We start from the raw sequence: 25,018 nt of genomic DNA on the forward strand, positions 1-25,018 counted from the left end.
TTACGCCCTGTTTCGTGCGTGACCTTCTATGTCGAGCCCATCGCATCACGTCGCACACGCACTCGTAGCGTGACTGCCATGAGTACAGCTGCAGACACAATCGATTTCGCCACCGAGTGGCAGGCGTGGCACGACGCCCACGAGACGAACCGCGCCGACCCGCACGGGTTTCTCGCTGTCACGAGCCTGAACTGGCTCGACGAGACCCCGACACGGTACCCGGATGCTCCGGGCGAGTGGTCGACGTCGGCCGCCGGCCCCGTCGTGAGACTCTCAGACGGAGAACAGATCGTGGTCGACGGGCGGGCCATCGTCGGCAGCACGGACCGCGTCACATACGAGTTCGGCGTCATCCCCGAGCGCGGCGGCGTCACCGTGAGCGCCGGAGACGCGGAGTTCGAGGTGGCCCGACGCGGAGGAGCCGACATTCTGCGCCCGCGGCACCCGTCGCATCCGACCCGCGTCGAGTACGCGGGCACGCCGGTCTTCGCGCCGAACCGCAGCTGGGTGGCCGAGGGCACGTTCCGTGCGTTCACCGAGCCCAAGCCGGTCACCGTGGGCTCGGTCGCCGAGGGGCTCGAGCACGTCTACGACTCCCCCGGCGTGATCGAGTTCGAGCTGGGCGGCGAGAGCCTCTCGCTCACGGCGTTCAACGGCCCCACGCCCGGATCGCTGTTCGTGCTCTTCACCGACGCCACCAGCGGCGTCACGACCTACGCCGCCAACCGCTCGCTGCAGATCGACGCACCGGATGCCTCGGGCCGCGTGACCGTCGACTTCAACAGGGCCACGAACCTGCCCTGCGCCTACACCGAGTTCGCGACCTGCCCGCTGCCTCCCTCCGAGAACCGGCTGCCGATCGGCATCGAGGCCGGCGAGAAGACGCCGCTGCGCCCGAGCGCCGCAACGGACGGCGACGCGCGATGAGCCGCACTCCGTTCCACCTCGGCGTCGCGCTCGACGGGGCCGGCTGGCATCCCGCGGCCTGGCGCGACGCCACCGCGCGTCCTGAAGCCCTGTTCGACCACGACTACTGGGTCTCGCTCGTCGTCGAGGCGCAGGCCGCCGGCATCGATCTCGTCACCATCGAGGACTCCTTCGGCCTGCAGACCAACGGGTACGGACCCTTCGAGCTGCGCAGCGACGAGGTTCGCGGCCGACTCGACGCGCTGCTTCTCGCCAACACCATCGCGGCGCAGGTGCCCGGCATCGGCATCGTGCCGACCGTGACCACCACGCACACCGAGCCGTTCCACACGGCCACGGGCATCCAGACCCTCGATCACGTCTCAGAGGGCTGGGCCGGATGGCGGGTGCAGGTCTCGGGCCGCTCCCACGAGGCCGCCCACGTGGGCCGCCGCGAGATTCCCGTGCTCGACCCGGCGCGCGCGGCGAGCGGCACCGACGAGCAGCAGACCGCGCTCATCCGCAGCCTGTTCGGCGAGGCCGCCGATGCCATCGAGGTGGCTCGCCGCCTCTGGGACAGCTGGGAGGATGACGCGGTGATCCGCGACGTGCCGACGGGCCGCTTCATCGACCGCGACCGGCTGCACTACGTCGACTTCGAGGGCTCGGACTTCAGCGTGAAGGGGCCGTCGATCGTGCCGCGCTCGCCGCAGGGCCAGCCCGTCGTGTTCGTGCTCGCCCACCAGACGGTGCCCTATGAGCTCGCCGTCGCCCAGGCCGACATCGTGGGTATCACACCGCACTCCGACGAGCACCTCGAGGAGATCCTCGGCGAGCTCGGCGACGCGGAGTTGGCGGTCGAACGCCGCGTTCCCGAGGCCCTGCGCGTCTGGACCGAGGCCGTGGTGCTCATCGAGCACACGCGCGAAGCGGCCGTCGCCGCCCTCGCGGCGCTCGACGACCAGCACGGGTCGACCTACGCATCCGACGCCGTGATTCTCGCCGAGACCGCCGAGAATGTGGCCGCGCAACTGCTGCGCTGGCAGCAGGCCGGAATCACCGGCGTGCGCCTGCGCCCGGCCCGACTGCCGCTCGACCTCGAGCGCATCACGCGCGAACTCGTGCCCGTGCTCGCCGAGACCGGTGTGCTCAAGCGGCCGGCATCCGCATCGTCGCTGCGCGAGCGCCTGCAGTTGGCGCGCCCGAGCAACCGATACGCCGCAGAACTGATCGAAAGCGCACACCGATGAGCACCCCGAAGCCCGCCAAGCAGATCCACCTCGCCGCCCACTTTCCGGGCGTGAACAACACCACCGTGTGGAGCGACGAGCGAAGCCGGAGCCAGATCGCGTTCTCGTCGTTCCGCCACTTCGCCCAGAACGCCGAGCGAGGCAAGTTCGACTTCCTGTTCCTGGCCGAGGGGCTGCGGCTGCGCGAGACGCGCGGCCTCATCCACGACCTCGACGTGGTCGGGCGCCCGAACACGCTCGCGATCCTGGCCGCCCTCGCCGGGGTCACGTCTCACATCGGCCTCGTCGGAACGCTGAGCTCGACCTTCAACGAGCCCTACGAACTCGCCCGCCAGCTCGCCACGCTCGACCACCTGAGCCGGGGGCGCGCCGGCTGGAACATCGTTACGACGTCGGATGCGTTCCACGGGGCGAACTTCCGCCGCGGAAAGTTCCTCGACCTCGCCGACCGCTACAGCCGCGCGCAGGAGTTCTTCGACGTCTCGTCGCAGCTCTGGGACAGCTGGGCCGACGACGCGATCGTGGCCGACAAGGCGTCGGGTGAGTTCGTCCGCACCTCTGGTCTCGGGCTCGTCGACCATCACGGACCTCAGTTCGACGTGACCGGCTACGCGACCCTGCCGCCCAGCCCTCAGCGGCATCCGGTGATCGTGCAGGCGGGCGATTCGCCCGACGGCCGCGACTTCGCGACCAGCTCGGCCGACGTCATCTTCTCGAGGCACGCCGACTACGAGGCCGGTCGCGCGTTCTACGACGACGTGAAAGGGCGATTGGATGCGGTGGGCCGCCCCCGCGATTCGCTCAAGATCCTGCCCGCCGCCACCTTCATCCTCGGCGACACGCACGCCGAGGCACTGGAGCGGTCACGCGAGATCTCGCGCCTGCAGGTGAGCCCGCAGACCGCGATCTCGTTTCTCGAACAGGTCTGGAACACCGATCTCTCGGGCTACGACGTCGAAGGGCCGCTGCCGTCGATCGATCCCGTCGTCACGGCGGAGGGCGGTGCGAAGGGCCGGGCCCACGTGCACACCGACCCGATCGCCACCGCCAACGCTTGGCGCGAGCAAGCCGCGGCCGAGGGCTGGTCGATCCGTGAGCTCGTGATCTCGTTCGCCGCGAAGCACACCTTCGTGGGCACGCCCACGTTCGTCGCCGAGACGATCAACCGGCACGTGCAGGAGGATGCCTCGGACGGCTTCGTCATCGTGGGCAACACCAACCCGACCGGCCTCGACGAGTTCGTCGACCGGGTGATTCCCGAGCTGCAGGAGCGGAGCGTGTACCGCACCGACTACGACGAGAACGCCACCCTGCACGAGACGCTCGGGCTGCCGGCAGTTCCCTCTCGGTCGGCCGCGGCGCTGGCCTCGGCATAGTGGTCACGCGCGCCGACGTCGTCGTGGTGGGCGGCGGGGCCATGGGCTCCGCCGCCGCCTGGCAGCTCGCCCGTCGTGGACGCGAGGTGACCCTGCTCGAGCGCTTCGGCCCCGGGCACACCCTGGGCGCCTCGCACGGGGCATCGCGCAACTTCAACCTGAGCTACGGTGACGACACGTATCTGTCGCTGCTGCGCGAGGCGCTGCCACTGTGGCGCGAGCTCGAGGCGGAGTCGGGCGTCGCCCTGCTCGATCAGGTCGGGCTCGCCAATCATGGGGGGAATCCTGCCTTCGACGCGGTCGCGTCGGCTCTGCCGGCGTACGGCTTCGAAGCATCATTCCTCACACCGGAGGAGGCCGGCTCGCGCTGGCCGGGCATCCGGTTCGATTCTCGAGTGCTCTTCACGCCGCAGGCCGGCAGGCTCGACGCGGATGCCGCGGTGTCGGCCCTGCAGCGGGCGGCGGCCGCACGCGGCGCCTCGGTTCGACACCATTCTCGGGTCGTCGCCATCCGGGTCGTGTCAGACGAGTCCGTGCTTGTGGATGTGCAGCCTGTCGATCGCGACTCCGGCGAGCCTGCCGGTGCCGTCGAGACGTTCGACGCGGGCCGGGTGGTCGTGACGCTCGGCGCCTGGACGTCGAAGCTGCTCGACTCGACCGTGGCACTGCCGCGACTCGTCGTGACGCAAGAGCAGCCCGCGCACTTCGCCGTGCGCGACGCGACCCTGACCTGGCCCGGCTTCAACCACGCGCCGACTCCGGGCGATCCCTCCTACGACTACTGGTACTCGGGCGTCTACGGCATGTTCACGCCCGGCCAGGGCGTGAAGGCCGGATGGCACGGCACGGGCGCGGTGGTCGATCCGGATGCGCGCACGTTCGTCGCCGAGCCCGCGCAGCTGGCGGCGCTTCAGCGCTACGCCCGAGAGTGGCTGCCGGGCGCCGACGCGGATGACTTCGTCGAGATCAGCTGCACCTACACGACGACGCCCGACTCGAACTTCGTCGTCGACAGCGTCGGTCCCGTGTCGGTCGGCGCGGGCTTCTCGGGTCACGGCTTCAAGTTCACGCCGGCCATCGGGCGCATCCTCGCCGACCTGGTCGACGGCGCCGGCCCCGCGCCCGCCCTGTTCTCGCTCGCCGCGGCCCGGTGATCTCGGCTACGGGATGAGCACGATCTTTCCGCGGGTGTGTCCCTCCTCGCTGAGGCGCTGTGCGTCGGCGGCGCGGGCCAGCGGAAAACGCTCCGAGACCTCGACGTCGAACTTGCCCTGCGACGCGAGCTCGATCGCCGCGGGAACGCCCTCGGCGCGAAGTCGCACTTCATCGTCGGTCAGGGGGACCGGGTTTCCCCCCATCCACGCACGAATGCCCAACTCGGCAGCTCGGTTTCCCACCACGATCGTGCCTATGCGCGATCGATCCTCGACCAACTCGAAAGATGCCTGAAGGGCTTCCTCGGTTCCGGCCCCGTCGAGCACCACGTCGATTCCCTCCGGCGACGCCTCCCGCACACGCTCGACGAGCCCCTCCCCGTACCTCAACGGAACAGCTCCGAGTTCTGCCAGACGCTCGTGGTTCGCGGGACTCGCCGTAGCGAACACGCGGGCTCCCCAGGCCACTGCGAACTGCACGGCGGCCTGGCCCACGCCACCCGTTCCGCCATGGACCAGCAGCCGCGTGCCCTCGGTGACTCCGAGCGATCGCAGCGCCTGGTAGGCGGTCGAGACCGGAATGCCGACGGCCGCGGCCTGCGACCAGGTCCAGACGGAGGGCTTGCGCGTCAGGTTCGACGGAGTGACGACGAGGTGGCTCGCGTACGCGCCGGTGGCTCGCTCGATGATGACCTCGTCGCCCGCGGCCCAGCCGTCGACCCCATCGCCGACCTCGAGAACCACGCCGGAGGCATCCGACCCCACGCGCCGTGGCGCGTCGATCGGAGGGGTCGGGCGCTTGCCCGATCGCAGCTTGGAGTCGATCGGGTTCACGCCGATGGCCTGCACCTCGACGAGCACCTGCCCCGACCCGAGGGAAGGAATCGGAACCTCGACGACCTCCAGAACCTCTGGTCCTCCGAGACGTGAATACTGAACAATCGTCGCCATCGATCGACTCCCTCTTCTGCTTCTGCCCATGCCCACGCGTTCTGCATGAGGCGGGTCGAGCGCGACGCTAGTTCGCGGAGGCGCGCATTGCAAGTGCGCGCAGCCGACAGAATACTCAGAAGGGGCAGGGTTCTTCTGCGGTCACCTCCTCTGACGTGGTCTTCGTGGCCGCGTCGACGAGCACCTTCGGGGCGGGTCGCATCATGCCTTGGGGTTCGAAGACGTAAACGAGGCCGGCGGGCGACGTCCAGATGAGGGTGTTGTCTTCACCTTGTTCGATCTGCCACCGGGTGTGGTGCTTCACCCGGTGGTGGGTGGGCGAGAGCGGTGCGAGGTTCTCATCTTCGGTGAGCCCGCCGCCCGCGAAGTCGAGCGTGTGGTCGCAGTACGGGTGCACCAGCGTTGCGTGATCGCGCATCTCTTTGGTGGGCCGGTAGTCGGTTGGGCTGAGCTGCAGGATGCGCCCCGTGATCGGATCGGTCAGGATGCGCCGCCACGACGTCGCATCCGCTGTGAGCCTGGCAGCGGTGACCGGGTCGATCGGGCCGTAGCCGCGGAGGATCGCCGGCTCGTCGCCGACGCCGAGCAGGGTCATCGCGGGAACCATGACGTGCACACGGCCCCGGATGCCCGTGGTTGCGCCGGGGATCGAGGTCTCGCCGTTCAGCATCAGGTCGGAGAGCGCGTCGACTCGCAGTTGGGTGACGCTGCGCGGATCGCCACCCACCTTCAAGCCCCTCGCCAGCGCCACCGCCCGGTTCGCGATGGCGTATACCTCGGGAGCGGGAGCGAACAGGGTGAGATAGGCCATGCCATCTTTCGCTGGATCGACCGTGACCCGACGGGTCGTGACCGCCTTCTCGACCCGCTCGACCACTGTCTCGGGCTTTGCGATCTGCGCGTGCGAGCGGGCCCGGTACTCGAGCTGCTTGTAGGTCAGCCCAGGGGCGAGCCTGGCCATGCGAGCGTCGTACTTCTTCAGCGCCTCACCCTCCAACCCGTCGGCGTGCGTCGCGATGACCGCGGCGTGCTCCTCGGACATGTCGCCAGCGGCGAGCACCGCAAACGACGCCGGAAGCTTCGACACCAGCGCGATAGCCGTATCGGCGAGGGTGCGGGCCCGGTACTCGGTGCGGTGGGTGAGCATGGCGACCTCGGTGAAAAACTCCACCTCGGCAACACGGGCAGGTGACCACTGCGGGCCCGCCGTGGACTGGTCGTGCGGAGCCTCGGCCAGCAACAGCTGCCAGGCGTCGTGCACGTCGACGGCCCGAAGGGCGCTCAACTCGGCGATCTGCTTATCTCGGGCGGCTATTCGCTCGAGGGCCGCCACGTACGGTGACTGCTCGGGAGGGATATCGGCTGGTGTCATAGGAGAAGTCAAACAGCAGCCACCGACACCAGGTCGATCACAGCAATCAGACGTTGATCAGGAATTAGGCCTGTGGATAACCCGCCGAAAGGGCACCCTGTGGAGGAGCAGTCGCGGCGGAATGGGCTGCCCTTCGACAGGCTCAGGGAACGGGTCTCGATACGGTCGGGGCGTTCCCTGAGCTTGTCGAAGGGCGGCCTATCGAGACTGCCGACGACGACGAAATGGGTGACGCCGGTGCGGCTGGCGTCAGCCGCATCTCGTAGTCTCGACTGGTGTCAGAACCGCTCGAAACCCAGCCCGCCGCCACCCTCGCCTTCGCCGTGCGTCGGGCGCGCGAAGACGAGTACGAGGCCACCGGCGAACTCACCTCGCTCGGCTTCGCCACGGGCCCCTACGCCCACCTGCCCCGTCGGCCCGAGCGCGTTGCCCTCGAACGCGACGCGGGCGCCCGCGCCGGCGACGGCGGACTGCTCGTCGCCGTCGAAGACAACACCAACCGCCTCCTCGGCACCGCCACGGTCACCCGCGCAGAGAACCCGATCTCACGGCAGGCGCGCGACGGCGAAGCCGAGCTGCGCCTGGTTGCGGTCGACCCGGCAGCCCGCGGTCGCGGCGTCGCGCAGGCGCTGGTTCAGGCATCCATCGACCTGGCCCGCAGCTGGGGCGTGCCGGGGCTCGTGCTCGACACCGGCCCCCTCAACCACACCGCGCAGCGCAACTACCTGCGCGCCGGATTCGAACGCGTCGCCGCACGCGAACTCGGCACCGAGACCGGAATCGGAACCCCGCAGGTCTATCGCTACGCGTTCGACGACGTCGCGCCCGTGCGCATCCGACTCGTGCGCCAGACCGAGCTCGATGCCGTGGCCCGACTCACCGTCGAGGCCTACACCCGCGATTACCGGCTTTCCGAGACCTACCGCAGATCGCTCGCCGACGTGCACGACCGCGCCCGCGCCGACGAGGTCTGGGTGGCCGAGGACACGGCCACCGGAGCCATCCTCGGCACCGTCTGGACTCCTCGCGAGGGCGCGCTCCTCTCGCCCGTCGCGCGCGACGGCGAACTCGACTTCCGGTTGCTCGCCGTGGCCCCGGATGCGCGGGGTCGCGGAATCGGTGCCGCGCTCACCGAGCACGTGGTCGGCCTGGGCCGCATCCGCGGCGTGAAGCGCGTCGTGATGAATAGCGGTGGTTCGATGCTCGCGGCTCACCGCCTCTACGAGCGGCTCGGCTTCGTGCGCCTGCCGGAGCGGGAGGAACGCATCGAGGTCGAGCCCGGACGATTCGTGGATATCGTCGCGTTCGGACTCGACCTCGGTTAGGTGGAGGAGCGGGGCCCTTAGTCGGTCTTCGGCAGTCCCGGAGGGTTGATCTCGCTCGTCGGTACCGACTCGCTGTCGAGTCCCCAGCGGTCGAGCACCTCCTGATACTCACCGCCGTCGATCGCAGCGTTGAGCACGATGTTCACGGCGTCGATCAGGCCGTTGCCCTTCTTGGTGGCAGCCGCGATGTCGGCCGTCTGCGGCCATCCGCCGCTGATCGTGCCGACGAGCTTCGTGTCTCCTGTCGAGGCCGCGGCATACGCGCCGGTCGCATTCGGCTCGAAGTACGCGTCTGCCCGACCCGACTGGATGGCGAGATTCGCCGCAGCGGTGTCGTTGTAGTAGACGAGCTCGGCAGGCTTCTCGCCGGCGGCGGTCAACTCCTCGTTCCAGGCGAGCAGGATCTTCTCCTGATTGGTGCCCGATCCCACGATGACGGTGAGCCCGGAGATGTCCTTGGCCTCCTTGATCGAGGCGATATCGCTGTCGGCCTTCACGTAGAAGCCGAGCAGGTCGACCCGGTAGCTGGCGAAGTCGTACAGCTCCTTGCGCTCCTCGGTGACGGTCACGTTGTTGAGGATGATGTCGTACTTGCCCGACTGGATTCCCAGCGGCCAGTCCGCCCAGTCGACCGAGACCGGGTTGTACTCGAGGCCGAGTCCGTCGGCGACGAGGGCGGCGAAGTCGGCCTCGCTTCCCAGCGCGGTGGTGTTGTCATCGGATGCCGCGAAGACCAGGGGCGGAGCACCGCTCGCGACGGTCTGGGCGACGGTGAGCTTGCCGGGTTCGATCGGCTGGAAGCCGCTCGCCTTGAGGGATGCGACGGCGTCGGCGACCGGGTCGATGCTCGGCCGGTCGCCGGCGTTCTTCGACGTGAGGTCGAACGAGGTGGCCGCGGCGACCTGATCCTCGGTCGAGCCCGTGGCCTTGACGTCGGCCGAGGTCGAACTGCTCGCGTTGGCGGCGAGGGCGATGCCGCCTCCGGCCAGGGCCACGACGACGACGGCGCCGACGATGACCCCGATCTGCTTCTTGTTGATTGCCATGATCTGGTGGTGCCTCTCTGAAGTGATGCTGTGATGGTGCGGTGGAATGATGCGGTGGTGCTCGGGCTGAGACGGATCGTCAGAGCACCTTGCGGAGGAAGTCCTTGGTGCGGGGATGACGCGGCTTGAGCAGAACCTGGCTGGGCGGACCCTCTTCGAGGATCTCGCCCTGCTCGAGGAACACGACCCGGTCGGCGACCTCGCGGGCGAAGCCGATCTCGTGAGTCACGATGATGAGCGTCGTGCCGCTCTTCGACAGCTCCCGGATGACGTCGAGCACCTCCCCGACGAGCTCCGGGTCGAGCGCGCTGGTCGGCTCGTCGAAGAGCAGCACCTTCGGGTTCAGCGCCAGTGCGCGAGCGATGGCCACGCGCTGCTGCTGGCCGCCGGAGAGCTGACGCGGGTAGTGGTGCTCCTTGTCTGCCAGCCCGACGCGGGCGAGGAGTGCCTTCGCCTGGTCACGGGCCTCCGCCTTGGTGGCCCGCTTGAGGGCGACCGGGGCCTCGACGACGTTCTCGAGGGCGGTCAGATGCGGAAACAGGTTGAAGTTCTGAAAGACGATGCCGATCTGCGTGCGGCGTTCGAGCACGTTCTTCTCGGGCAGCTCGTGCAGCCGCCCCGAGCGCAGTTCGTAGCCGATGAACTGGCTGTCGACCGTCACCGATCCTGAGTCGACCGTCTCGAGGTGGTTGATCGTGCGCAGCAGTGTCGACTTGCCCGAACCCGAGGGCCCGATCAGGGCGATGACCTCGCCCGGCTGCACGGTCAGCGACACGTCTCGCAGCACGCGCACCGCGCCGTAGCTCTTCGAGACGTCGGTGATCTCGACGAGCCCGACGGTGGCGCGCACCGGCTTGACCGGAAGCGCCAGCGGGATCGCCTGCTCGTCGAACGATCGGATGAACGTCGGTGTGCTCATGATCCACTCCCCAGAACGGTGTCGTGTCGTCGGTTCTTCTCGGCAGCGAGCGGGTCGTCGCCGGTCTCGTCGCCGAGGCGCGCCCACTGCAGCTTTATCCAGGCCGTGGCCCGCTGGATGGGCGTGGGCGGCAACTCGCGATGCGCGCCGCGGGCGTAGTGCCGCTCGACGTAGAACTGGATGATCGATAGCACGGTCGTGATGATCGCGTACCAGACCACCGCCACGAGCAGCAGCGGGATGACCCGCTGGTTGCGGTTGTAGATGACCTGCACCGTGTAGAACAGCTCGGGCAGCGCCACGACGAACACCACCGAGGTGCCCTTCACCAGTCCGATGACCTCGTTGAAGAAGTTCGGCAGGATCGCCCGCGCCGCCTGCGGCAGGATGATGCGGAAGAACCGCACCCGCCGCGGCAGGCCGAGGGCGGCCGACGCTTCGAGCTGCCCCTGGTCGACAGACAGGATGCCACCGCGAATGATCTCGGCGAAATACGCGGCCTGGTGCAGCGTGAGCCCGATGGTCGCCGCGGCGAACGCGGTGATCAGCGTGGTGGTCGAGAACTCGACCAGCCAGAAGTCCGTGGTGAACGGGGTTCCGAGCCCCAGGGTCGGATAGAGGTAGCCGAGGTTGTACCAGACGAGGATCTGCACCAGCAGCGGCACCGAGCGGAAGAACCAGATGTAGGCGTAGGCCGCCCCGCTGAGCAGCGGCGACTTCGAGAGCCGGAAGTTCGCGAGAACCGCCCCGAGGATGAACCCTCCGATGACCGACACGACCGTGAGGCCCAGGGTCACGCCGAGGCTGTTCAGCACCGACTGCGAGAAGAAGTACTCGGCGAAGACGTTCCACTCGTACTGCTGGTTCGTGAAGAGTGACCACACGAAGTGCAGCACGACGAACGCGACCAGCGCGCTGAGCACCCACCGCCACCAGTGCCGGGTGGGCACCACTTTCACGGCCTCGGGCACCGCCTTGCGCTGGTCGAGTAGGCCGCCCGCGGCCGTATCGAGACCACCGGATGTGGTCTCGATACGCGGTGCTCGTTCCTCGCGACCGCTACTCGACCGGCGCAGGCGCGCGGGAGCATGGCCGGATTTGGCGAGACTCGCGTCATGGGCCGTCGTGATGCCGGCCACGTCGAGCGGTTCGTCATCCAGGCTCTTGGCGAACCCGTGCACGATCACCTCTTCGGGGTCGAGCGTCGTGTCGAAGAGCGGCGTGTAGCCGGTCTGGAAGTAGAGGTGCTTCGCCTCGGGCTGGCGAGGACCGGTGGTGAGGTAGGCCCGCGTGTAGCCGCGGCGCACCGCCTCGGCCTCCAGCTCGGCGACCACCCGGCGGGCCAGGCCCTGGCGGCGGTGCGCCGACGAGGTCCAGATGCGCTTCAGCTCGGCCGTGCGCTCGTCGAACCTCTTGTAGGCACCGCCGGCGATCGGCACGCCGCCCCGCAGCAGCAGCACGAACGCTCCCCCCTGCTCGGGTGAGAACGCCTCGACCGGATAGCGCCGGATCTCGGCCGACGCCTTCTCGCCGAAGAACTCGCCGTAGCGCGCGTCGTACTCCTGCTCGAGCTCGCGCAGAAGGGGCTCGGCGAGCACGTCGTCGGCCGCCACGTAGACGAAGCGGTCGGTCACCTGCACGGTGTGGTCATGCAGCGTCACGGGATGCCTCCGGCCCGGCTGCAGAGGACGCGGTCGCCGCGGCGGCGTCGCGCCTGGCGACCTCGTCGCGCACCAGCGGAATGACGTAGCGGCCGAAGTCGATCGTGTCGTTCACGAAGTCGTAGCCGCGGGCCGAGATGATGTCGACTCCGAGGTCGATGTAGTCGAGCAGGGCGGCGGCCACCGTCTCGGGTGTGCCGACGAGGGCGTTCGAGTTGCCCCGACCGCCGGATGCCGCGGCCGGCCTGGTCCACAGTGCCCGGTCGAAGCGGTCGCCCTGGCTCGCGATCGAGAGCAGCCGCTGCGATCCGGCATTCTCGGGATTCTTCAGGTCGCCGACGAACGAGTTCGGCGCCGCCTGAGCCTGCCGCGCCTCGATCTTTCCGAGGATCTCCTCAGCCTTCTTCCACGCCAGCTCCTCGGTGGCTCCGAGGATCGGGCGGAACGCGACCTGGATGCGGGGCCGCTCGGGGCGCCCGGCCGCGAGCGCCTCGACCGTGATGCGCTCGATCTGCTCGGCGGTGTTCGCCAGCGGCTCGCCCCACAGCGCGTAGATGTCGGCGTCGGCGGCACCGATGCGGTACGCGGCGTCGCTGGAGCCGCCGAACGAGATCTGCGGCCGTGGCTGCTGCGCCGGCCAGATGTCGCTGACGAAGTTCTCGAAGCGGTAGTGCGCCCCGTCGAAGCTGAACGGCTCGCGGCTGGTCCACGCCTTCTTCACGATCCGGATGTATTCGCCGGTGCGGGCGTAGCGCTCGTCTTTGGTGAGGAAGTCGCCCTCCGCCGCCTGGTCGGCCGTCGATCCGCCCGTGATGACGTGCACGTTGAGGCGTCCGTCGCTGATCTGGTCGAGCGTCGCGAAGACCTTCGCCGCATACGTGGGGTACGACACGTTCGGCCGGTGCGCGAGCAGAATCTTGAGGTGATCGAGCTTCGACGCGATGTAGGCAGCCGCGGTCGCCGGGTCGGGTGAACCCGAGTGGTAGGCGAACAGGATGCGGTCCCAGCCGTTGTCCTCATGCGCTCGGGCGAACCGCAGCGTGTAGTCCTTGTCGAAACTGGCGCCGGAACGCGACTGGGTCTCGCCGCCGTCATTGAGCCCGGCGATGCCGAGGAATTCGATGGGCATGGCTGCCTCCTTCTTATGGTCTCGACACGGGCCGTGTCGCGTTGGAGAGACGTTAGGTGTGCTCGCGCAAGCCGGCCAAGCGGTTTCGTTCACAATTCGTCACGTCGTCACGCGGGGTCACATTCCTCGATTTCGATGGACGAAACGTCGACGGTGGTGGGATGTCGCACGCGCACCACTCCTCAGCCACCTCGCCCGAGCCAGCCGCCTCGCCCGAGCTTCACGTCGCCCTCATCGGCGGCGGCCCTCGCGGAGCCGGCGTCCTCGAGCGGCTCGCCGCCAACCTGCCCGAGCTGTGGACCACCGACGCACGGATCGTCATCCACGTGATCGACCCGCATCCGGCCGGCCCCGGCCGCATCTGGCGCTACGCGCAGTCCCCTCTTCTCAAGCTCAACTCGATGGCGGCCGACGTCACGATGTTCACCGACGAGTCGTCGACGATCGACGGACCGGTGCGGCCCGGCCCGTCGCTCATCGAGTGGGCCGGCCTCGTGAACGCGGGCGAGATCGCGATTCCTCGCGTCGATGCGCGCCTCCGCCAGGAGATCGAGAACCTGTCGCCCGCGAGCTTTCCCACCCGCCGCCTGCAGAGCCTCTATCTCAGCTGGTTCTTCGAGGATGCCGTGGGCCTGCTTCCCGAGACCGTCACGGTCGTCGTGCACCGGGCATCCGCCGTCGAGACCGTCGACGAGGGGCCGACCCATCGCATCCGGCTCGACGATGGCGTCTCGATCGCGGCCGACGTGGTGTTGTACTCGCTCGGCCACACGGGCGCCGAGGCCGAGCCGGAGCACGCCGACCTCATCGACTTCGCGCGCCGGCGCGAGCTCTTCTATCTGCCCCCGGCGTTCACGGCCGATGCCGACACCCGCGCGATCGTGCCCGGCCAGCGCGTGATCGTGCGCGGCATGGGCCTCGCGGCCGTCGACCTCACGGTGCTGCTCACCGAGGGGCGCGGCGGCCGCTTCGGTCGCGGCGACGACGGGGTGCTGCGCTACACCGCGTCGGGGCTCGAGCCGCGGCTGTACTTCGGATCGCGCCGCGGCGTGCCGTACCACTCGAAGATCTCGTCGACGCTCGTGGGCGAGCGTCCGGAGGCCCGGTACTTCACGCCGGCCGTGGCCCGCTCGCTCGAGCAGTCGCTGCCGTCGCTCGACCTCAGCGTCGACGTGTGGCCGCTCATCGCGAAGGACATGCTGTGGGGGTACTACCGCGAGCTGTTCACCGGACACCCCGAGCGGGTGGAGTCGAGCTGGGATGCGTTCGTTCAGGTCTTCGACCGGCTCGACCCGCGGGCGCTGCTGCTGGCCGCCCCGCACATCGATGTAGCCGACAGCACTCCGCGCGGCCACGCGATCCCGTCATTCGAGGGCGAAGACGAGCACATCGCCCGTGACGCGCAGACCTTCGTCGACCTGGTCGAGGGCACGGTGGCCTATGCCGACGACAGGCTCTTCCTGCCAGAGCTCGACCGACCGCTCGGCGGCGCCCTCGTCGCCGACCCGGGCGAGCTGCAGGAGCTCGTGCGCGACTACATCCGCACGGACCTGCAGCTGCGCACCCGGCCGGAGCACAGCGCCACCCTCGGCCTGTTCATCGCTCTGCTCACGAGCCTCTTCACCCTGTCAGACATCGTGGACTCGCCCAAGTGGACCGCCCAGTCGCGGGTGCGTGACATCCACGGCTGGTGGCTCGGCTACTTCAGCTTCATCGCCAGCGGGCCGCCCGCGCACCGGCTCGAGGAGCTCGTCGCCCTGTCCGAGGCGGGCATCGTCGAGTTCCTCGGCGCAGGCATCTGGGTGGAGGCCGACGAGAACGAGGGCATCTTCCGCGCGGGCAGCGCCACGACGCCTGCGACCATCACCGCAAGCGCCCTGGTGGATGCGCGGCTGCCCGAGACGGCGATCTCGCGCAGCGACAACGAGCTGCTGAGGTCGCTGGTCACGAGCGGAGCCGGCCTCGAGGAGATCGTGAGCGACGGGGCGTACTCGGCCAGCACGGGAAGGCTGTCGGTGCGGCAGCTCGACACGAGGCTGCTGGGCGCGGGCGGATCGCACTCCTCTCGTCAGTACGCGATCGGGCCGTACACGAACTCTCCGTTCGTGGGGGCGTTCTCGCGCCCGCGCACCAACGCGATCTCGTTCCGGGAGAACGACAAGGTCGCCCGTGCCATCCTGGCCCGCCTCGCCGAACTGGCCGAGGAGCGTGAGCTGGTCGCGTGACTCACTGACGTGCGGGAAGTGGCCGCTTCGTCGACGGTTGACGCGGCCACTTTCCGCACCTCAGTGAGGCGGCGGCGTCGATACGACCGCAAACGGCCGGGTCGGCCGGCGCATCCGGGGCTCGAAATGTACCTGTAACAAACTGACTTCGTTCGTGTCTGGTGCGCACAGACCGAATCTCGATAAGGTCGCCAGACTGCAACGAGATAGGACTTTCTGTGACCACGTGTGTTCTTGCCGCGACCGGATTCGATTCGGGGCCGATGCTCCTGATCATCGCCGCACTTCTTCTCGCGACAGGAAGCGCCGCCTGGCTGCTGCTCGGCCGTCGCCAGCGCGGCGCTAAGGCCGCCGTCTTCGCGGCCGTCCCCCTCCTGCTGCTGGCGCTCGTCGCAACCGGCGGCATCGCACCCGCCCCGGCCAGTGCCGCGGAACCGTGCCCGCCGGGGATGAGCGCTCCCGTGGCGACGACCCCCGCGACGACCGACCCGGTCACGCCCGACCCTGTCACGCCCGTCGACTTCGAGCCCGGGGCGGCCGGAATCGGCGACTCCTACTTCCCACTCGACGGCAACGGCGGCTACGACGTGCAGCACTACGACCTCGACCTCGCCTACGCGCCCGACACCGATGTGCTCTCGGGCACGACCACGGTCACGGCTATCGCCACCCAGAACCTGTCGGCCTTCAACCTCGACTTCGACACCCGCGATGTGAACGGCGACGACGCGATCGTCATCTCGTCGATCACCGTCGACGGCGTGCCCGCCGACTGGAGCCTCGCAACCACCCAGATCAGCGCATCCACCGGCCAGCCGCAGGTCGAAGGCTCGGGCGACGACGACGCCACACCCCCGCGCACCGAGCTGACCATCGTGCCGCCCGCGGGCATCCCGCTCGGCGCCACGATCACGACGGCCGTCACCTACAGCGGCGTGCCGATCGTGGTAGCGGATGCGTTCGGTCCGGCGGGCGTGTTCCCCACCCCGACCGGCGCGGTCGTCGTGGGACAGCCGCGGGTCGCGGCCACGTGGTTCCCCTCAAACGACCACCCGAGCGACAAGGCCACCTTCTCGACGCGCATGACCGTTCCCACGGGCCTCGAGGTCATCGGCAACGGCCGGCTCGCTTCGCAGACGACCGCCGCCGGCCTCGACACCTTCGACTGGGAGATGGAGAAGCCGATGGCCACCTACCTGGCCACGGCGACGCTGGGCGACTTCGACGTCGAGACGAACACCGACCCGGCCACCGGCATCACCTATGTGGACGCGATCGACCCGACGCTGTTCGACCGCGACGTCGACGGCGCCCCCGGAGTCAAGGTGGGCGACATCGCTTCTCAGATCTTCGCGACCGAGCCCGAGGTCATCGACTTCCTGTCGACATACTTCGGCCCGTACCCGTTCTCAGAAGCCGGCGGCATTGCCATCGGCTACATCGACGAGGACACGGGAGACGACCTGCCCTACGCGCTCGAGAACCAGACGCGACCCATCTACCCGGCGTGGGCGTTCCCGGCCGACGTCGATGCCAGCGTCGTCGTGCACGAGCTCGCCCACCAGTGGTACGGAGACGACCTGTCGATGAACCGCTGGTCGGACATCTGGCTCAACGAGGGCTTCGCCACCTACGCCGAATGGCTGTGGGAGGAGGGACAGGGCGGTCGCACGACCCAGCAGAGCTTCGACGCGGCCTACGCGCGCTCCGGCACCTCGTCGTACTGGCAGACCGTCGTCGCGGACCCGGGCTCGGCAGGTATCTTCGCCGGCGCCGTCTACTCACGCGGCGCCATGACCCTGCAGGCGCTGCGCAACGAGGTCGGAGACGACGACTTCTTCGCCATCCTCAAGGGCTGGGCTACGGAGAACGCGGGCACCTCGGTGTCGACGACGCAGTTCGTCGACTACGCCGAGAGCGTGTCGGGACAGGACCTCACGGAATTCTTCGATACCTGGATCTACACGGCGGGCAAGCCGGCGCTCGGCTGAGCGGACCGGCGGGCTCTCCAGCGCGCTACTCCCCACAGCACCGAGCCGGCTACCAACAACAGGATCGCCAGCGCACCGACCGCCACGGCCCCGGCGATGGAGAAGAACGACACGACCGGGCCCACGGTGAATCGGCCATCCGGCACGGGGCCGTCGCATGAGATGCGGAGCACGCCTGGCGTGTCCACAGCGAAGCTTCCCTGCGCGTCCCAGCGCTCGGGAAGCAGCAGCCCCTGCTGAGTCATGTCGGGCCTGAGCGCGAACTCCTCTCCATCGAGATCGCCGGTGCACGAGATGTCGCTCCACCGCTCGTTGGGCGTGACGTAGACGGCGTGGTCTCCGCGCGACACCTCCACCGTCATGACCTCGCCGAACGGCGCGGCCGGCGCAAGCTGGAACCCGGCGCCGAGCACCAGGAACGCTCCGCCGAGCAGCCCGAGCACCCCGAGCGCGCTGAGGATCAGTCCGACGACGGCCAACGCGCGTGACGGCTTCGTGCCGGGTCGGTTCTCCTGCGGGCTGAACGGCGTCATGGGCTGACTCACGATGCTCTCATCGGATAGGTCTGCGACCCGTCCTGGGTGAAGACGACGACATCGCGCAGCGTCCAGCGACTGTCGATATCGGCTTGGATGACCGGAGCCGCGGCGAGCACCGCCTCACTCGTGAGATCGAGCGGCAGCAGCGTGCCATCAGGTGCCAGCGACGGCAGCAGCACGATGTCCAACGTGAAGTTCTCGGGAGCGAAGTAGAGCACCGAGCCGTAATTCGGTCCCGCCACAGCCTTAAGCGGTTGATCCGCGCGGTCCAGGCTCGTGCCCTGCACGTACTTGGGCTCGCCGTCGACGGAGTTCAACAAGTCCGGCGCACGGAGGGCGGCCGCGAAGGTCGACGTGGAAGGGTCCAATCCCGTGTCGGTGATGATCTGATTCATCTGCGCAGCGACAGCGGTCGGGCGCACACCGTCGAGCAGTCCGCCGTAGCCGACCGTGTACGCGAGTTCGAACCCGCTGGCAGAGAAGGTGCTCGTTCGCAACTCGACTCCACCGATCGCCTCCATGCGGGCCCAGGCCGCGACACCCCGCGCGACGGTCGTCACGTCTGCGTCAGGGGGGACCGGAAGCTCGAGGTGCGGTATGTCTCCCCCGGGGGCGCCGACCTCGATGATGTTGAGCGACAGCTGAGCGTCGTCACTATACGCGGCCGTTTCCTTCTTCAGCGCTCCGGGCACGTCGGATGCCTCGTAGGTGTCGATCACCTCGAGCGTCGCCTGCTCGGCCAGAGCGGCGTCGGTGACGGAATAGGAGATCGAGAAATCGAGCGCGTTGAGCACCTGCCTGACATCCGCGATGCCGTCGATCTGCTCAAGCTGCACCAGCAGCTCCGCTGTGGCAGCACCGAATGGATCCTGCTCAGGCTCGGGCTGCGTCGCGCAGCCCGCCATCAGCAGCGCACCGGCCAGCGCGATCGCGGCCGCCCGCATGCCGAACCCGACTCGACGCGTCGTCCGCATCATCACCCTCGACTCCCGCATGCGCACCTTTCGTTCCATCTCCCGCTCACTGAGCAGCGTCCGACGAGCCTAAGTCGCCCGCTCCCGCATCACGATGGGGAGTTGTCCCCCTCGACAAGGCCCGGCCTCGGCCTAGTCGGTCGGCACTCCCCGGCGGGCTGTGGTCTCGATACGCTCGTTCCTCGCTACTCGATCGGCGCAGAGGGCGCGGCGGACCCCAGCGGCCGGTAATGGCGCAGCACCGGCGAGAGCGGGGTCGTCGGCGTGCGCACCGCCACGTCGAAGCGCTGCAGCATCGCCGGCGTGGTCGGCGTCAGCTCAATGCGGCACTCCAGTTCGCCCGCGCGGCCGGGAATCGTCCAGGCGACGTGGGCCGGCGCGACCGACCAGGTGAGCCGGGCGTCGAGCGAAGGTGTGCCGTCGGCATCCAGAACCCCGCCGACCTCGGCGATCGCCGCCGCGATGCGCGCGTCGCGCACGTCTGCCGGCACGTCGCCGAGCAGGTTCGGGCTGAAGATCGTGGGCGGCGCGGAGGCATCGTGGATGCGCCCCGAACCGCGCACGGCCGCGTCGACGGCGCGGGCCGCCTGCACGGTCGAGGGCCAGAGCGGGATGCGCCGCGCGGGCTCATCGCGCGAGTCCAGGACCAGGCGCAGCATGCCGGCCGCCGCGACCGACAGCTTCAGACCGTTGGTGTTGCCGAAGACCACGGCGCCGACGCCGGACTCCAGGTGCCAGCGCATGTTCGACGACCAGCCGGGCAGTCCGCCCGAGTGCTGGGCGAAGCGGCCGAAGCGCACGTCGTGCTCGACGTAGAGACCGAGGCCGTAGCCCTGTGCCTCGAGGGTCTGATCGGCGGTGCGATCGGCGGCACCCGGCGCGACCGTGTGGATGCGCTGCATCTCGCGCCGCGATGCGCGGCTGAGAATGGCGTCGTCGGTGTTCGTCGGGTCGAAGGCGCTCGAGAGCCAGGCGCTCCAGCGGGCGATGTCGGGCGGGGTGCTGAACATGCTCGCTGCGCAGGCCCCGATGCCGCCACCGACAACGGGGCGCGAGACCCAGCTGGCTCCCTTGTCGAAACTCGTGAAGCCGTGCGCGATGCCGTCGCCGCCCTCGCCGTCGCCCGCGAAGTCGGCGGGCTTGTAGCCGGTGGAGGAGAGCCCGAGCGGCTCGAAGAACGTCTCGCGGGCGAACCGCTCGAAGCCCTGGCCGGTGAGGTCCTCGACGATCACCCCCAGCAGCCAGAAGCCCACGTTGGAGTACTGGAAGCCGACGCCCGGCAGGCCAGCGAAGCCCAGCCCCGCCTCGACAACGTCGAGGAAGTCGGCACGCGAGAGGGCCAGCTCGTGGTCGGCCCACCCGTTGTCCTCGGGCAGTCCCGAGGCGTTGCTCATGAGCATCCGCACCGTCACGGGCTGCACGACCCCGGCCTCGTCGACCGGGTCGCGGAACTGCGGCACCAGATCGGCGACACGATCGTCGAGCGAGAGCAGTCCGCGGTCGCGTAGCACGAGCACGGCGGCGATGCAAAAGCTCTTCGACATCGAGGCGATGCGGTAGATCGTGTTCTCGGCGGGCGCCCGGCCGTCGAGCTGGAACTCGCCGATGCCGTGGTGGAACAGCACCCCGCTGCGATCGAAGACCGCGTAGCTGATCGACGGGCTCACCAGCTCGGTGTCGTCGAACCAGGCGCCAAGACGCGCGACGACGTCGGCGGACAGCTCGGATGCGGCGGTCATGATCAGCGGGTCTCGGATGCCGGGCCCGCGTGGGCGGCGTCGTCGACGGCGGCCCCACCGATGGCCTGGCCCATCCAGGTGAGCGCGCGCCAACCCGACTCGGGGCTGCCCTCGAGAATGACGACGCCCGTGTTGCTCAACGAGTGCTCGGCCGAGAAGTCGGCGCTCACGTTCTCGGCGCGGGCTCCGACCCAGGATCGGATGATGGCTCCGTGCGACACGATCGCCACCGCGGAATGCCCCGTGGCGGCGGCCTCTGCGATCACCTCGTCGTAGCGGGCGTAGACCTCGGCGCCGGACTCGGCCCCGGGCATCCGCCGATCGACGTCGCCGTCGGCCCAGGCGATGACGGTCTCCATGTAGATGCGCACGGCCTCATCGTCGTTACGCATCTCGAGTTCTCCGGCATCCACCTCGCGAAGGCCCGAGCGGATCTCGACCGTGAGGCCGCGGGCCTCGGCAAGCGGCGCCGCCGTGAGCTGCGCGCGCAGTTGCGTCGAGGCGAAGATCGCGCCGATCGTCTCGTCGACGAGCGCGCCCGGAACAGCGGCGGCCTGCTCGACGCCGAGGTCGGTGAGGCCGGGTCCGGGAATCGCGGTGTCGAGGGCTCCGATGATGTTCGAGGGGGTCTGGCCGTGGCGGATCAGCAGTAAACGCATCCTTCGACATTACCGGCCCGGTTCATGGAGCCCCGTTCGTCGAGCCTGTCGAGACGGCCCTTTCCCCGTTCGTCGAGCCTGTCGAGACGCGCCCTTCGACAAGCTCAGGGAACGGGCCGCTCACCCGTCGCGTAGTGCGCAGCGAGGCGCCGCAGCCCCTCGTCGAGGCTCACCGCGGGCTGCCATCGCAGCTCTGCGCGGGTGCGTCGCTGGTCGAACCAGTGCGCGGTCGAGAGCTGCTCCGCGAGAAACCGCGTCATCGGTGGCTCGTCGACCCCCGGCTTCACACGCCAGACGGCCTCGATCAGGGAGCCCGCGGCCCGGGCGACCCCGGCGGGAACGCTCCACGCCGGCGCCGGAACACCTGCCGCAGCGCAGATGCCCGCGAGCAGCTCGGCCACGGGGCGCGGCTCTCCATTGGTGATCACGTAGGCGTTGCCGTGAACCTCGTCGACGCGCTCGAGAGCGGCGGCGATCGCGGTCGCGGCGTTGTCGATGTACGTGGTGTCGATCAGCGCTGCGCCCCGGTCGAGCAGCGGCAGCCGCCCCGCCCGCGCGCGCTCCACGATGCGTTCGATGAGCTGCGTGTCGCCCGGCCCCCACACCAGGTGCGGTCGCACCGCCACGACTCGAAGCGAGGCGGAGTCCGCACCCAGCGCCAGCAGCTCGGCGCGCGCCTTCGTGCGGGCGTACTCGCCGCGCGCGTGCGCGGGGTCGGCCGGCTGCGCGTCGTCTCCGACGATGGATGCCCCGGCGTGCGCCACCGACGGCGACGACACGAAAACGAGGCGGCCGGCCCCGGCCTGGCGCATCGCCGCGATCAGCGTGCGCGTGCCGCCGACGTTCACGGCCTCGAACTCGGCCGGGTCGCCGGCCAACGAGACCTTCGCGGCCAGGTGCACCACGGCATCCATGCCCTCGACGGCGCGCTCGACGTCGACCTGCGACGTCAGGGAGCCGAGGACGTCGTCGACACCGTCGACACCGGATGGCCGCCGCTGGAAAGTGCGCACCTCGTGCCCGGCGCCCGCGATCTCGCGGGCGACGGCGCCTCCGAGGAAGCCGCTGGCCCCCGTGACGAGAACCTTCACGGTGCGCTCAGCTTCGCACCCGAGAGCACTCCCTCGGCCCAGCGCGACAGGGCCGAGCGGTCGATCTTCGAGTTGTGCCGGATGTCGGTGGGCAGGGCGGCGACGACGAGCACCGCCGCGATGTCGAGTGCGGTCGCGTGGCGGACGGCCGCAACGAGGTCGCTGTCGCCGAGGGCTGCGGGTCGGCTCGCGGCCGGATCGGTCTCGAGCACGGCGACGAGCTGCTGCGTTCCGCGAGGGCCGATGCCGGCGAGCGCCGCCCTGTTCACGCCGAGCAGCGACTCGATCCTCTGCTCGGGGCCGACGGGCGTGACGACTCCCCCGGCCGTGACGATCACGTGGGGAAGGCGGCCCTCCACCCAGAGGCGTCCGGCGGCGTCGAGGTGCCCGACGTCTCCGGTGCGGTGCCACCGCTCACCCTGCACGTCGGCAGCGGCCGGAACCGAGTCGGCGTCGGCGATGCGGTTGGTGGCCCAGAGCCTGTCGTACGCCTGCTTCAGATGCGGAGCCGACAGAACGATCTCCCCAGTGACGCCGGGCTGATCGCTCGGCTCGCCCACAGGCATCCCGTTCTCGTCGAGGGCCGCGATGCGCACGCGCACCGACCCAGCGGGGCGTCCGACGCAGACGCCGCCCGCGTGCTCGCCGTCGGGCAGCGCGGCTGCATCGTCGGCGGCTGCGCGGATTCCGTCGAGCGTGATGTCGGTCATCAGCAGTCCCTCGGTCATGCCGTAGGGGGTGTGCGGGGTGGCGTTCGGCATCAGGCGACCGGCCGCGGCGAGCAGCGACTCGGGCACGGGGGCGCCCGCCGAGAGGAAGGTCTGCACGCCCGCGAGCGCCGCCGTGTCGGAGGCGTCGAGGGCATCCGCCGTCGCGACCACGTTGGCGAGCGCGGCCGGCGAGAGGAAGACGACCGAGGCATCCACCGCGGCCGCCGCCCGGGCGGTGGCCTTCGCCGTGAGCGTGCGCGGCGACGTCACGTTCATATCGGGAGTCACCGAGCGCGCACCGAGAGCGGGGCCGAGCAGCGCGAACGGGGCGAAGCCGGCGACGAGCCCGGTGCCGACGCCCACGTCGTATTGCGACGAGAGGGCGTCGCGAACGGCCTCGAGCTGTTCGTGCGTGTACACGACGCCCTTGGCCGGGCCGGTCGATCCCGACGTGAAGAGCACGGCGGCGACAGCGGATGCCGCGGGCGGCTCCGGCAGGGATTCGTCGGCCCCCAGCCGCGCGACCTCGCCGAGGGAGTGACGCACGCCGAGGGCGAGCGCTGTGGGCAGGGGAAGCGTGGTGGTGGAGATCTTCTGCCCGGGCCAGGAGAACGCGCGGGCCACGGTGAGTCCGGGCAGGGCGCCGATCACGTGGTCGGGGCGGGCGCCGCGCACGGCGCGGGTCAGGCCGGGCAGGCCGAGGCCGGCGTCGGCGACGACCACGACCGCGCCGATGCGCAGGCAGGCGTAGAGCACGGCGGTGAGGTCTGCGCTCGGCGGGATGAGGAGGGAGACGCGGTCGCCGGGCTCGACACCGGCGCGCACGAGGCCTGCGGCGAGCTGGCGCACGCGCTTGGAGAGGAGCTTCCACGAGACCGTGCGGTACGGCTTCATGTCGACGAGGGCCGTCTCGGAGCTGTCGCGCAGCTCGTCGAGCACGCTCCAGAGGGGTCGCCCGGAGCCCTCTCGTTCCCTGAGCTTGTCGAAGGGGGGCTTGTCGACGGGCTCGGTTCCCTTCGACAGGCTCAGGGGACGGGAACGGGACAGACCACCCAGCCAGTCCAGAACGACCGGCGCATACTCCACGTCCTCCGCGATCATGTGCCCGGCGCCCTCGAACCTGTGGATGTCGGCCAGCGGCATCCGTTCGCCGAGGTCGTCGAGGTAGGTGTCGGAGAAGATCGGGTCTCGCGGGCCCCACAGCATCAGCGACGGAACGCCCAGCTCGCGCACACCGGCCGCGATGCGCTCGAGCTCGTTCCACGACTCGTGCCGCTCGTCGACCGGGATGTCGGCCACGAACGCGCCGATGCCGCCGCGCCGGTCGGCTGAGCGATACGGCGCGCGGTAGCCGTTCTTGACCTCGGCAGAGAGAGGCGGATGCGCCAGCGCCAGCGTCGTCTCCAGGAAGGCGGGCGTGGCCACGGTCGCGCGCCCCAGCACCCCGCGCTGCAGCGCGAGCCGCAGCGGCCAGGGGATGGCGCGGTCTTCGGGCTGGTGGATCGCCGTGTTCAGCAGTACGACGCCGGACAGGAGCTCGGGGTGGTCGACCGCCCAGCCCATCGAGACGACGCCGCCCCAGTCGTGCCCGACCGTGACGACCGGGCCGGTGAGTTCGAGGGTGTCGGTGAGGGCGGCCAGGTCGGCGACCCGGCGCTCGAGCGGCCGCTCCGTGCCTGTGCGCTCCGAGAAGCCCATCTCGAGCTGGTCGACGGCGATGACCCGCCACACGTCGCCCGAGCCCGTCTCCGCGACCGCGGTGGCTGCATTCGTCGCTGCGGCCACGAGCCCGCGCCACAGGTACGACCACGTGGGGTTGCCGTGAACGCAGAGCAGCGTGCCTACGGGAGTCACGCCGAGCTCGTCGAGCACGGGGCCGTTGTCGAGCAGATGCCAGGTGACCGGGCGACCGGAGCCGCCGTCTGAGACCTCGACGAGGCGGGAGAATCGCGCATCCATGCCCGGCAGGCCGGCGGGCGGGAGAGACGCGGCCGCGGTTCG

The 25,018-nt window shown here is 69.7% G+C and carries 19 protein-coding genes and 1 pseudogene; 7 read left to right on the plus strand and 13 right to left on the minus strand.

Annotated elements, in window-relative coordinates:
* Positions 1 to 78: 78 nt before the first annotated feature.
* Genes ASF06_RS01185 through ASF06_RS01200 form a run of 4 tightly spaced genes read left to right on the plus strand, consistent with a single transcriptional unit; the run spans position 79 to position 4,686 of the window.
* Positions 79 to 927, plus strand: a complete 849-nt coding sequence (locus ASF06_RS01185) for a DUF1684 domain-containing protein (RefSeq protein WP_055943995.1) — start codon at positions 79 to 81, stop codon at positions 925 to 927.
* Complete coding sequence (locus tag ASF06_RS01190; RefSeq protein ID WP_055942321.1) at positions 924 to 2,156, plus strand: LLM class flavin-dependent oxidoreductase; 1,233 nt, start codon at positions 924 to 926, stop codon at positions 2,154 to 2,156. The genes ASF06_RS01185 and ASF06_RS01190 overlap by 4 nt, the downstream gene beginning before the upstream one ends.
* On the plus strand, positions 2,153 to 3,532 hold the full coding sequence (locus tag ASF06_RS01195; protein WP_055942324.1) for an NtaA/DmoA family FMN-dependent monooxygenase: 1,380 nt from the start codon (positions 2,153 to 2,155) through the stop codon (positions 3,530 to 3,532). The genes ASF06_RS01190 and ASF06_RS01195 overlap by 4 nt, the downstream gene beginning before the upstream one ends.
* Positions 3,532 to 4,686 carry an FAD-dependent oxidoreductase gene (locus tag ASF06_RS01200; protein WP_082500608.1) on the plus strand — a complete coding sequence of 385 codons (1,155 nt, stop codon included), beginning with the start codon at positions 3,532 to 3,534 and terminating at the stop codon, positions 4,684 to 4,686. Before ASF06_RS01195 ends, ASF06_RS01200 begins: the two co-directional genes overlap by 1 nt.
* Before the next feature lie 6 nt (positions 4,687 to 4,692).
* Here the strand turns inward: ASF06_RS01200 and ASF06_RS01205 are convergent, their stop codons facing one another.
* Both ASF06_RS01205 and ASF06_RS01210 read right to left on the minus strand, forming a co-directional pair.
* Complete coding sequence (locus ASF06_RS01205) at positions 4,693 to 5,637, minus strand: quinone oxidoreductase family protein (RefSeq protein ID WP_055942327.1); 945 nt, start codon at positions 5,635 to 5,637, stop codon at positions 4,693 to 4,695.
* A gap of 115 nt (positions 5,638 to 5,752) precedes the next feature.
* A complete protein-coding gene (locus ASF06_RS01210; RefSeq protein WP_055942330.1) occupies positions 5,753 to 7,009 on the minus strand; it encodes a DUF222 domain-containing protein in 1,257 nt (418 codons plus the stop codon).
* A gap of 275 nt (positions 7,010 to 7,284) precedes the next feature.
* Here ASF06_RS01210 and ASF06_RS18995 point away from each other — a divergent pair, with 275 nt between their 5' ends.
* On the plus strand, positions 7,285 to 8,334 hold the full coding sequence (locus ASF06_RS18995; protein ID WP_082500609.1) for a GNAT family N-acetyltransferase: 1,050 nt from the start codon (positions 7,285 to 7,287) through the stop codon (positions 8,332 to 8,334).
* A gap of 17 nt (positions 8,335 to 8,351) precedes the next feature.
* Here ASF06_RS18995 and ASF06_RS01220 read toward each other — a convergent pair whose 3' ends face one another.
* The 5 genes and pseudogenes from ASF06_RS01220 to ASF06_RS01235 form a co-directional block, all read right to left on the minus strand.
* Positions 8,352 to 9,380: an ABC transporter substrate-binding protein gene (locus ASF06_RS01220; RefSeq protein ID WP_055942333.1), complete on the minus strand. Its 1,029-nt coding sequence runs from the start codon at positions 9,378 to 9,380 to the stop codon at positions 8,352 to 8,354.
* Between the two features lie 79 nt (positions 9,381 to 9,459).
* Positions 9,460 to 10,299 (minus strand): amino acid ABC transporter ATP-binding protein, encoded by an 840-nt coding sequence (locus ASF06_RS01225; protein WP_082500610.1) that lies wholly within the window; start codon positions 10,297 to 10,299, stop codon positions 9,460 to 9,462.
* A complete protein-coding gene (locus tag ASF06_RS19930; protein ID WP_235500895.1) occupies positions 10,296 to 11,270 on the minus strand; it encodes an amino acid ABC transporter permease in 975 nt (324 codons plus the stop codon). The genes ASF06_RS01225 and ASF06_RS19930 overlap by 4 nt, the downstream gene beginning before the upstream one ends.
* A gap of 255 nt (positions 11,271 to 11,525) precedes the next feature.
* Positions 11,526 to 11,960 (minus strand): annotated as a pseudogene (locus ASF06_RS19935) (GNAT family N-acetyltransferase); the annotation flags it as partial.
* Positions 11,947 to 13,089, minus strand: coding sequence for an LLM class flavin-dependent oxidoreductase (locus tag ASF06_RS01235; protein ID WP_055942336.1), 1,143 nt, complete (start codon positions 13,087 to 13,089; stop codon positions 11,947 to 11,949). The pseudogene ASF06_RS19935 and the gene ASF06_RS01235, both read right to left, overlap by 14 nt.
* 161 nt (positions 13,090 to 13,250) lie before the next feature.
* Here ASF06_RS01235 and ASF06_RS01240 point away from each other — a divergent pair, with 161 nt between their 5' ends.
* Positions 13,251 to 15,314 carry an FAD/NAD(P)-binding protein gene (locus tag ASF06_RS01240; RefSeq protein ID WP_082500612.1) on the plus strand — a complete coding sequence of 688 codons (2,064 nt, stop codon included), beginning with the start codon at positions 13,251 to 13,253 and terminating at the stop codon, positions 15,312 to 15,314.
* Positions 15,315 to 15,532: 218 nt separating this feature from the next.
* A complete protein-coding gene (locus ASF06_RS01245; RefSeq protein ID WP_157439032.1) occupies positions 15,533 to 17,305 on the plus strand; it encodes a M1 family metallopeptidase in 1,773 nt (590 codons plus the stop codon).
* On the opposite strand, the gene ASF06_RS01250 is transcribed toward ASF06_RS01245, so the two are convergent.
* The 6 genes from ASF06_RS01250 to ASF06_RS01275 form a co-directional block, all read right to left on the minus strand.
* Entirely contained in the window at positions 17,275 to 17,850 is a 576-nt protein-coding gene (locus tag ASF06_RS01250) for a hypothetical protein (RefSeq protein WP_157439033.1), read from the minus strand. The genes ASF06_RS01245 and ASF06_RS01250 overlap by 31 nt on opposite strands.
* Positions 17,847 to 18,857, minus strand: a complete 1,011-nt coding sequence (locus tag ASF06_RS01255) for a hypothetical protein (RefSeq protein WP_157439034.1) — start codon at positions 18,855 to 18,857, stop codon at positions 17,847 to 17,849. Before ASF06_RS01255 ends, ASF06_RS01250 begins: the two co-directional genes overlap by 4 nt.
* A gap of 146 nt (positions 18,858 to 19,003) precedes the next feature.
* Entirely contained in the window at positions 19,004 to 20,557 is a 1,554-nt protein-coding gene (locus tag ASF06_RS01260; protein ID WP_055942348.1) for a serine hydrolase domain-containing protein, read from the minus strand.
* Between the two features lie 2 nt (positions 20,558 to 20,559).
* Entirely contained in the window at positions 20,560 to 21,216 is a 657-nt protein-coding gene (locus tag ASF06_RS01265) for a histidine phosphatase family protein (protein WP_055924108.1), read from the minus strand.
* A gap of 104 nt (positions 21,217 to 21,320) precedes the next feature.
* A complete protein-coding gene (locus ASF06_RS01270) occupies positions 21,321 to 22,307 on the minus strand; it encodes an NAD-dependent epimerase/dehydratase family protein (protein ID WP_055942351.1) in 987 nt (328 codons plus the stop codon).
* Positions 22,304 to 24,976 (minus strand): alpha/beta fold hydrolase, encoded by a 2,673-nt coding sequence (locus ASF06_RS01275; protein WP_055944007.1) that lies wholly within the window; start codon positions 24,974 to 24,976, stop codon positions 22,304 to 22,306. The genes ASF06_RS01270 and ASF06_RS01275 overlap by 4 nt, the downstream gene beginning before the upstream one ends.
* Positions 24,977 to 25,018: the final 42 nt, after the last annotated feature.

Origin of the sequence: Agreia sp. Leaf244, assembly GCF_001422695.1 — a bacterium.
GTDB lineage: Bacteria > Actinomycetota > Actinomycetes > Actinomycetales > Microbacteriaceae > Agreia.

Excerpts from the sequence above, each read along its gene's own strand:
- ASF06_RS01235 (WP_055942336.1), bottom strand. The coding sequence starts at position 13,089 with ATGCCCATCGAATTCCTCGGCATCGCCGGGCTCAATGACGGCGGCGAG.
- ASF06_RS01225 (WP_082500610.1), bottom strand. The coding sequence starts at position 10,299 with ATGAGCACACCGACGTTCATCCGATCGTTCGACGAGCAGGCGATCCCG.
- ASF06_RS01195 (WP_055942324.1), top strand. The coding sequence starts at position 2,153 with ATGAGCACCCCGAAGCCCGCCAAGCAGATCCACCTCGCCGCCCACTTT.
- ASF06_RS01210 (WP_055942330.1), bottom strand. The coding sequence starts at position 7,009 with ATGACACCAGCCGATATCCCTCCCGAGCAGTCACCGTACGTGGCGGCC.
- ASF06_RS01185 (WP_055943995.1), top strand. The coding sequence starts at position 79 with ATGAGTACAGCTGCAGACACAATCGATTTCGCCACCGAGTGGCAGGCG.
- ASF06_RS01205 (WP_055942327.1), bottom strand. The coding sequence starts at position 5,637 with ATGGCGACGATTGTTCAGTATTCACGTCTCGGAGGACCAGAGGTTCTG.
- ASF06_RS01265 (WP_055924108.1), bottom strand. The coding sequence starts at position 21,216 with ATGCGTTTACTGCTGATCCGCCACGGCCAGACCCCCTCGAACATCATC.
- ASF06_RS01260 (WP_055942348.1), bottom strand. The coding sequence starts at position 20,557 with ATGACCGCCGCATCCGAGCTGTCCGCCGACGTCGTCGCGCGTCTTGGC.
- ASF06_RS01190 (WP_055942321.1), top strand. The coding sequence starts at position 924 with ATGAGCCGCACTCCGTTCCACCTCGGCGTCGCGCTCGACGGGGCCGGC.
- ASF06_RS01220 (WP_055942333.1), bottom strand. The coding sequence starts at position 9,380 with ATGGCAATCAACAAGAAGCAGATCGGGGTCATCGTCGGCGCCGTCGTC.
- ASF06_RS01255 (WP_157439034.1), bottom strand. The coding sequence starts at position 18,857 with ATGGAACGAAAGGTGCGCATGCGGGAGTCGAGGGTGATGATGCGGACG.
- ASF06_RS01275 (WP_055944007.1), bottom strand. The coding sequence starts at position 24,976 with ATGGATGCGCGATTCTCCCGCCTCGTCGAGGTCTCAGACGGCGGCTCC.
- ASF06_RS01240 (WP_082500612.1), top strand. The coding sequence starts at position 13,251 with ATGTCGCACGCGCACCACTCCTCAGCCACCTCGCCCGAGCCAGCCGCC.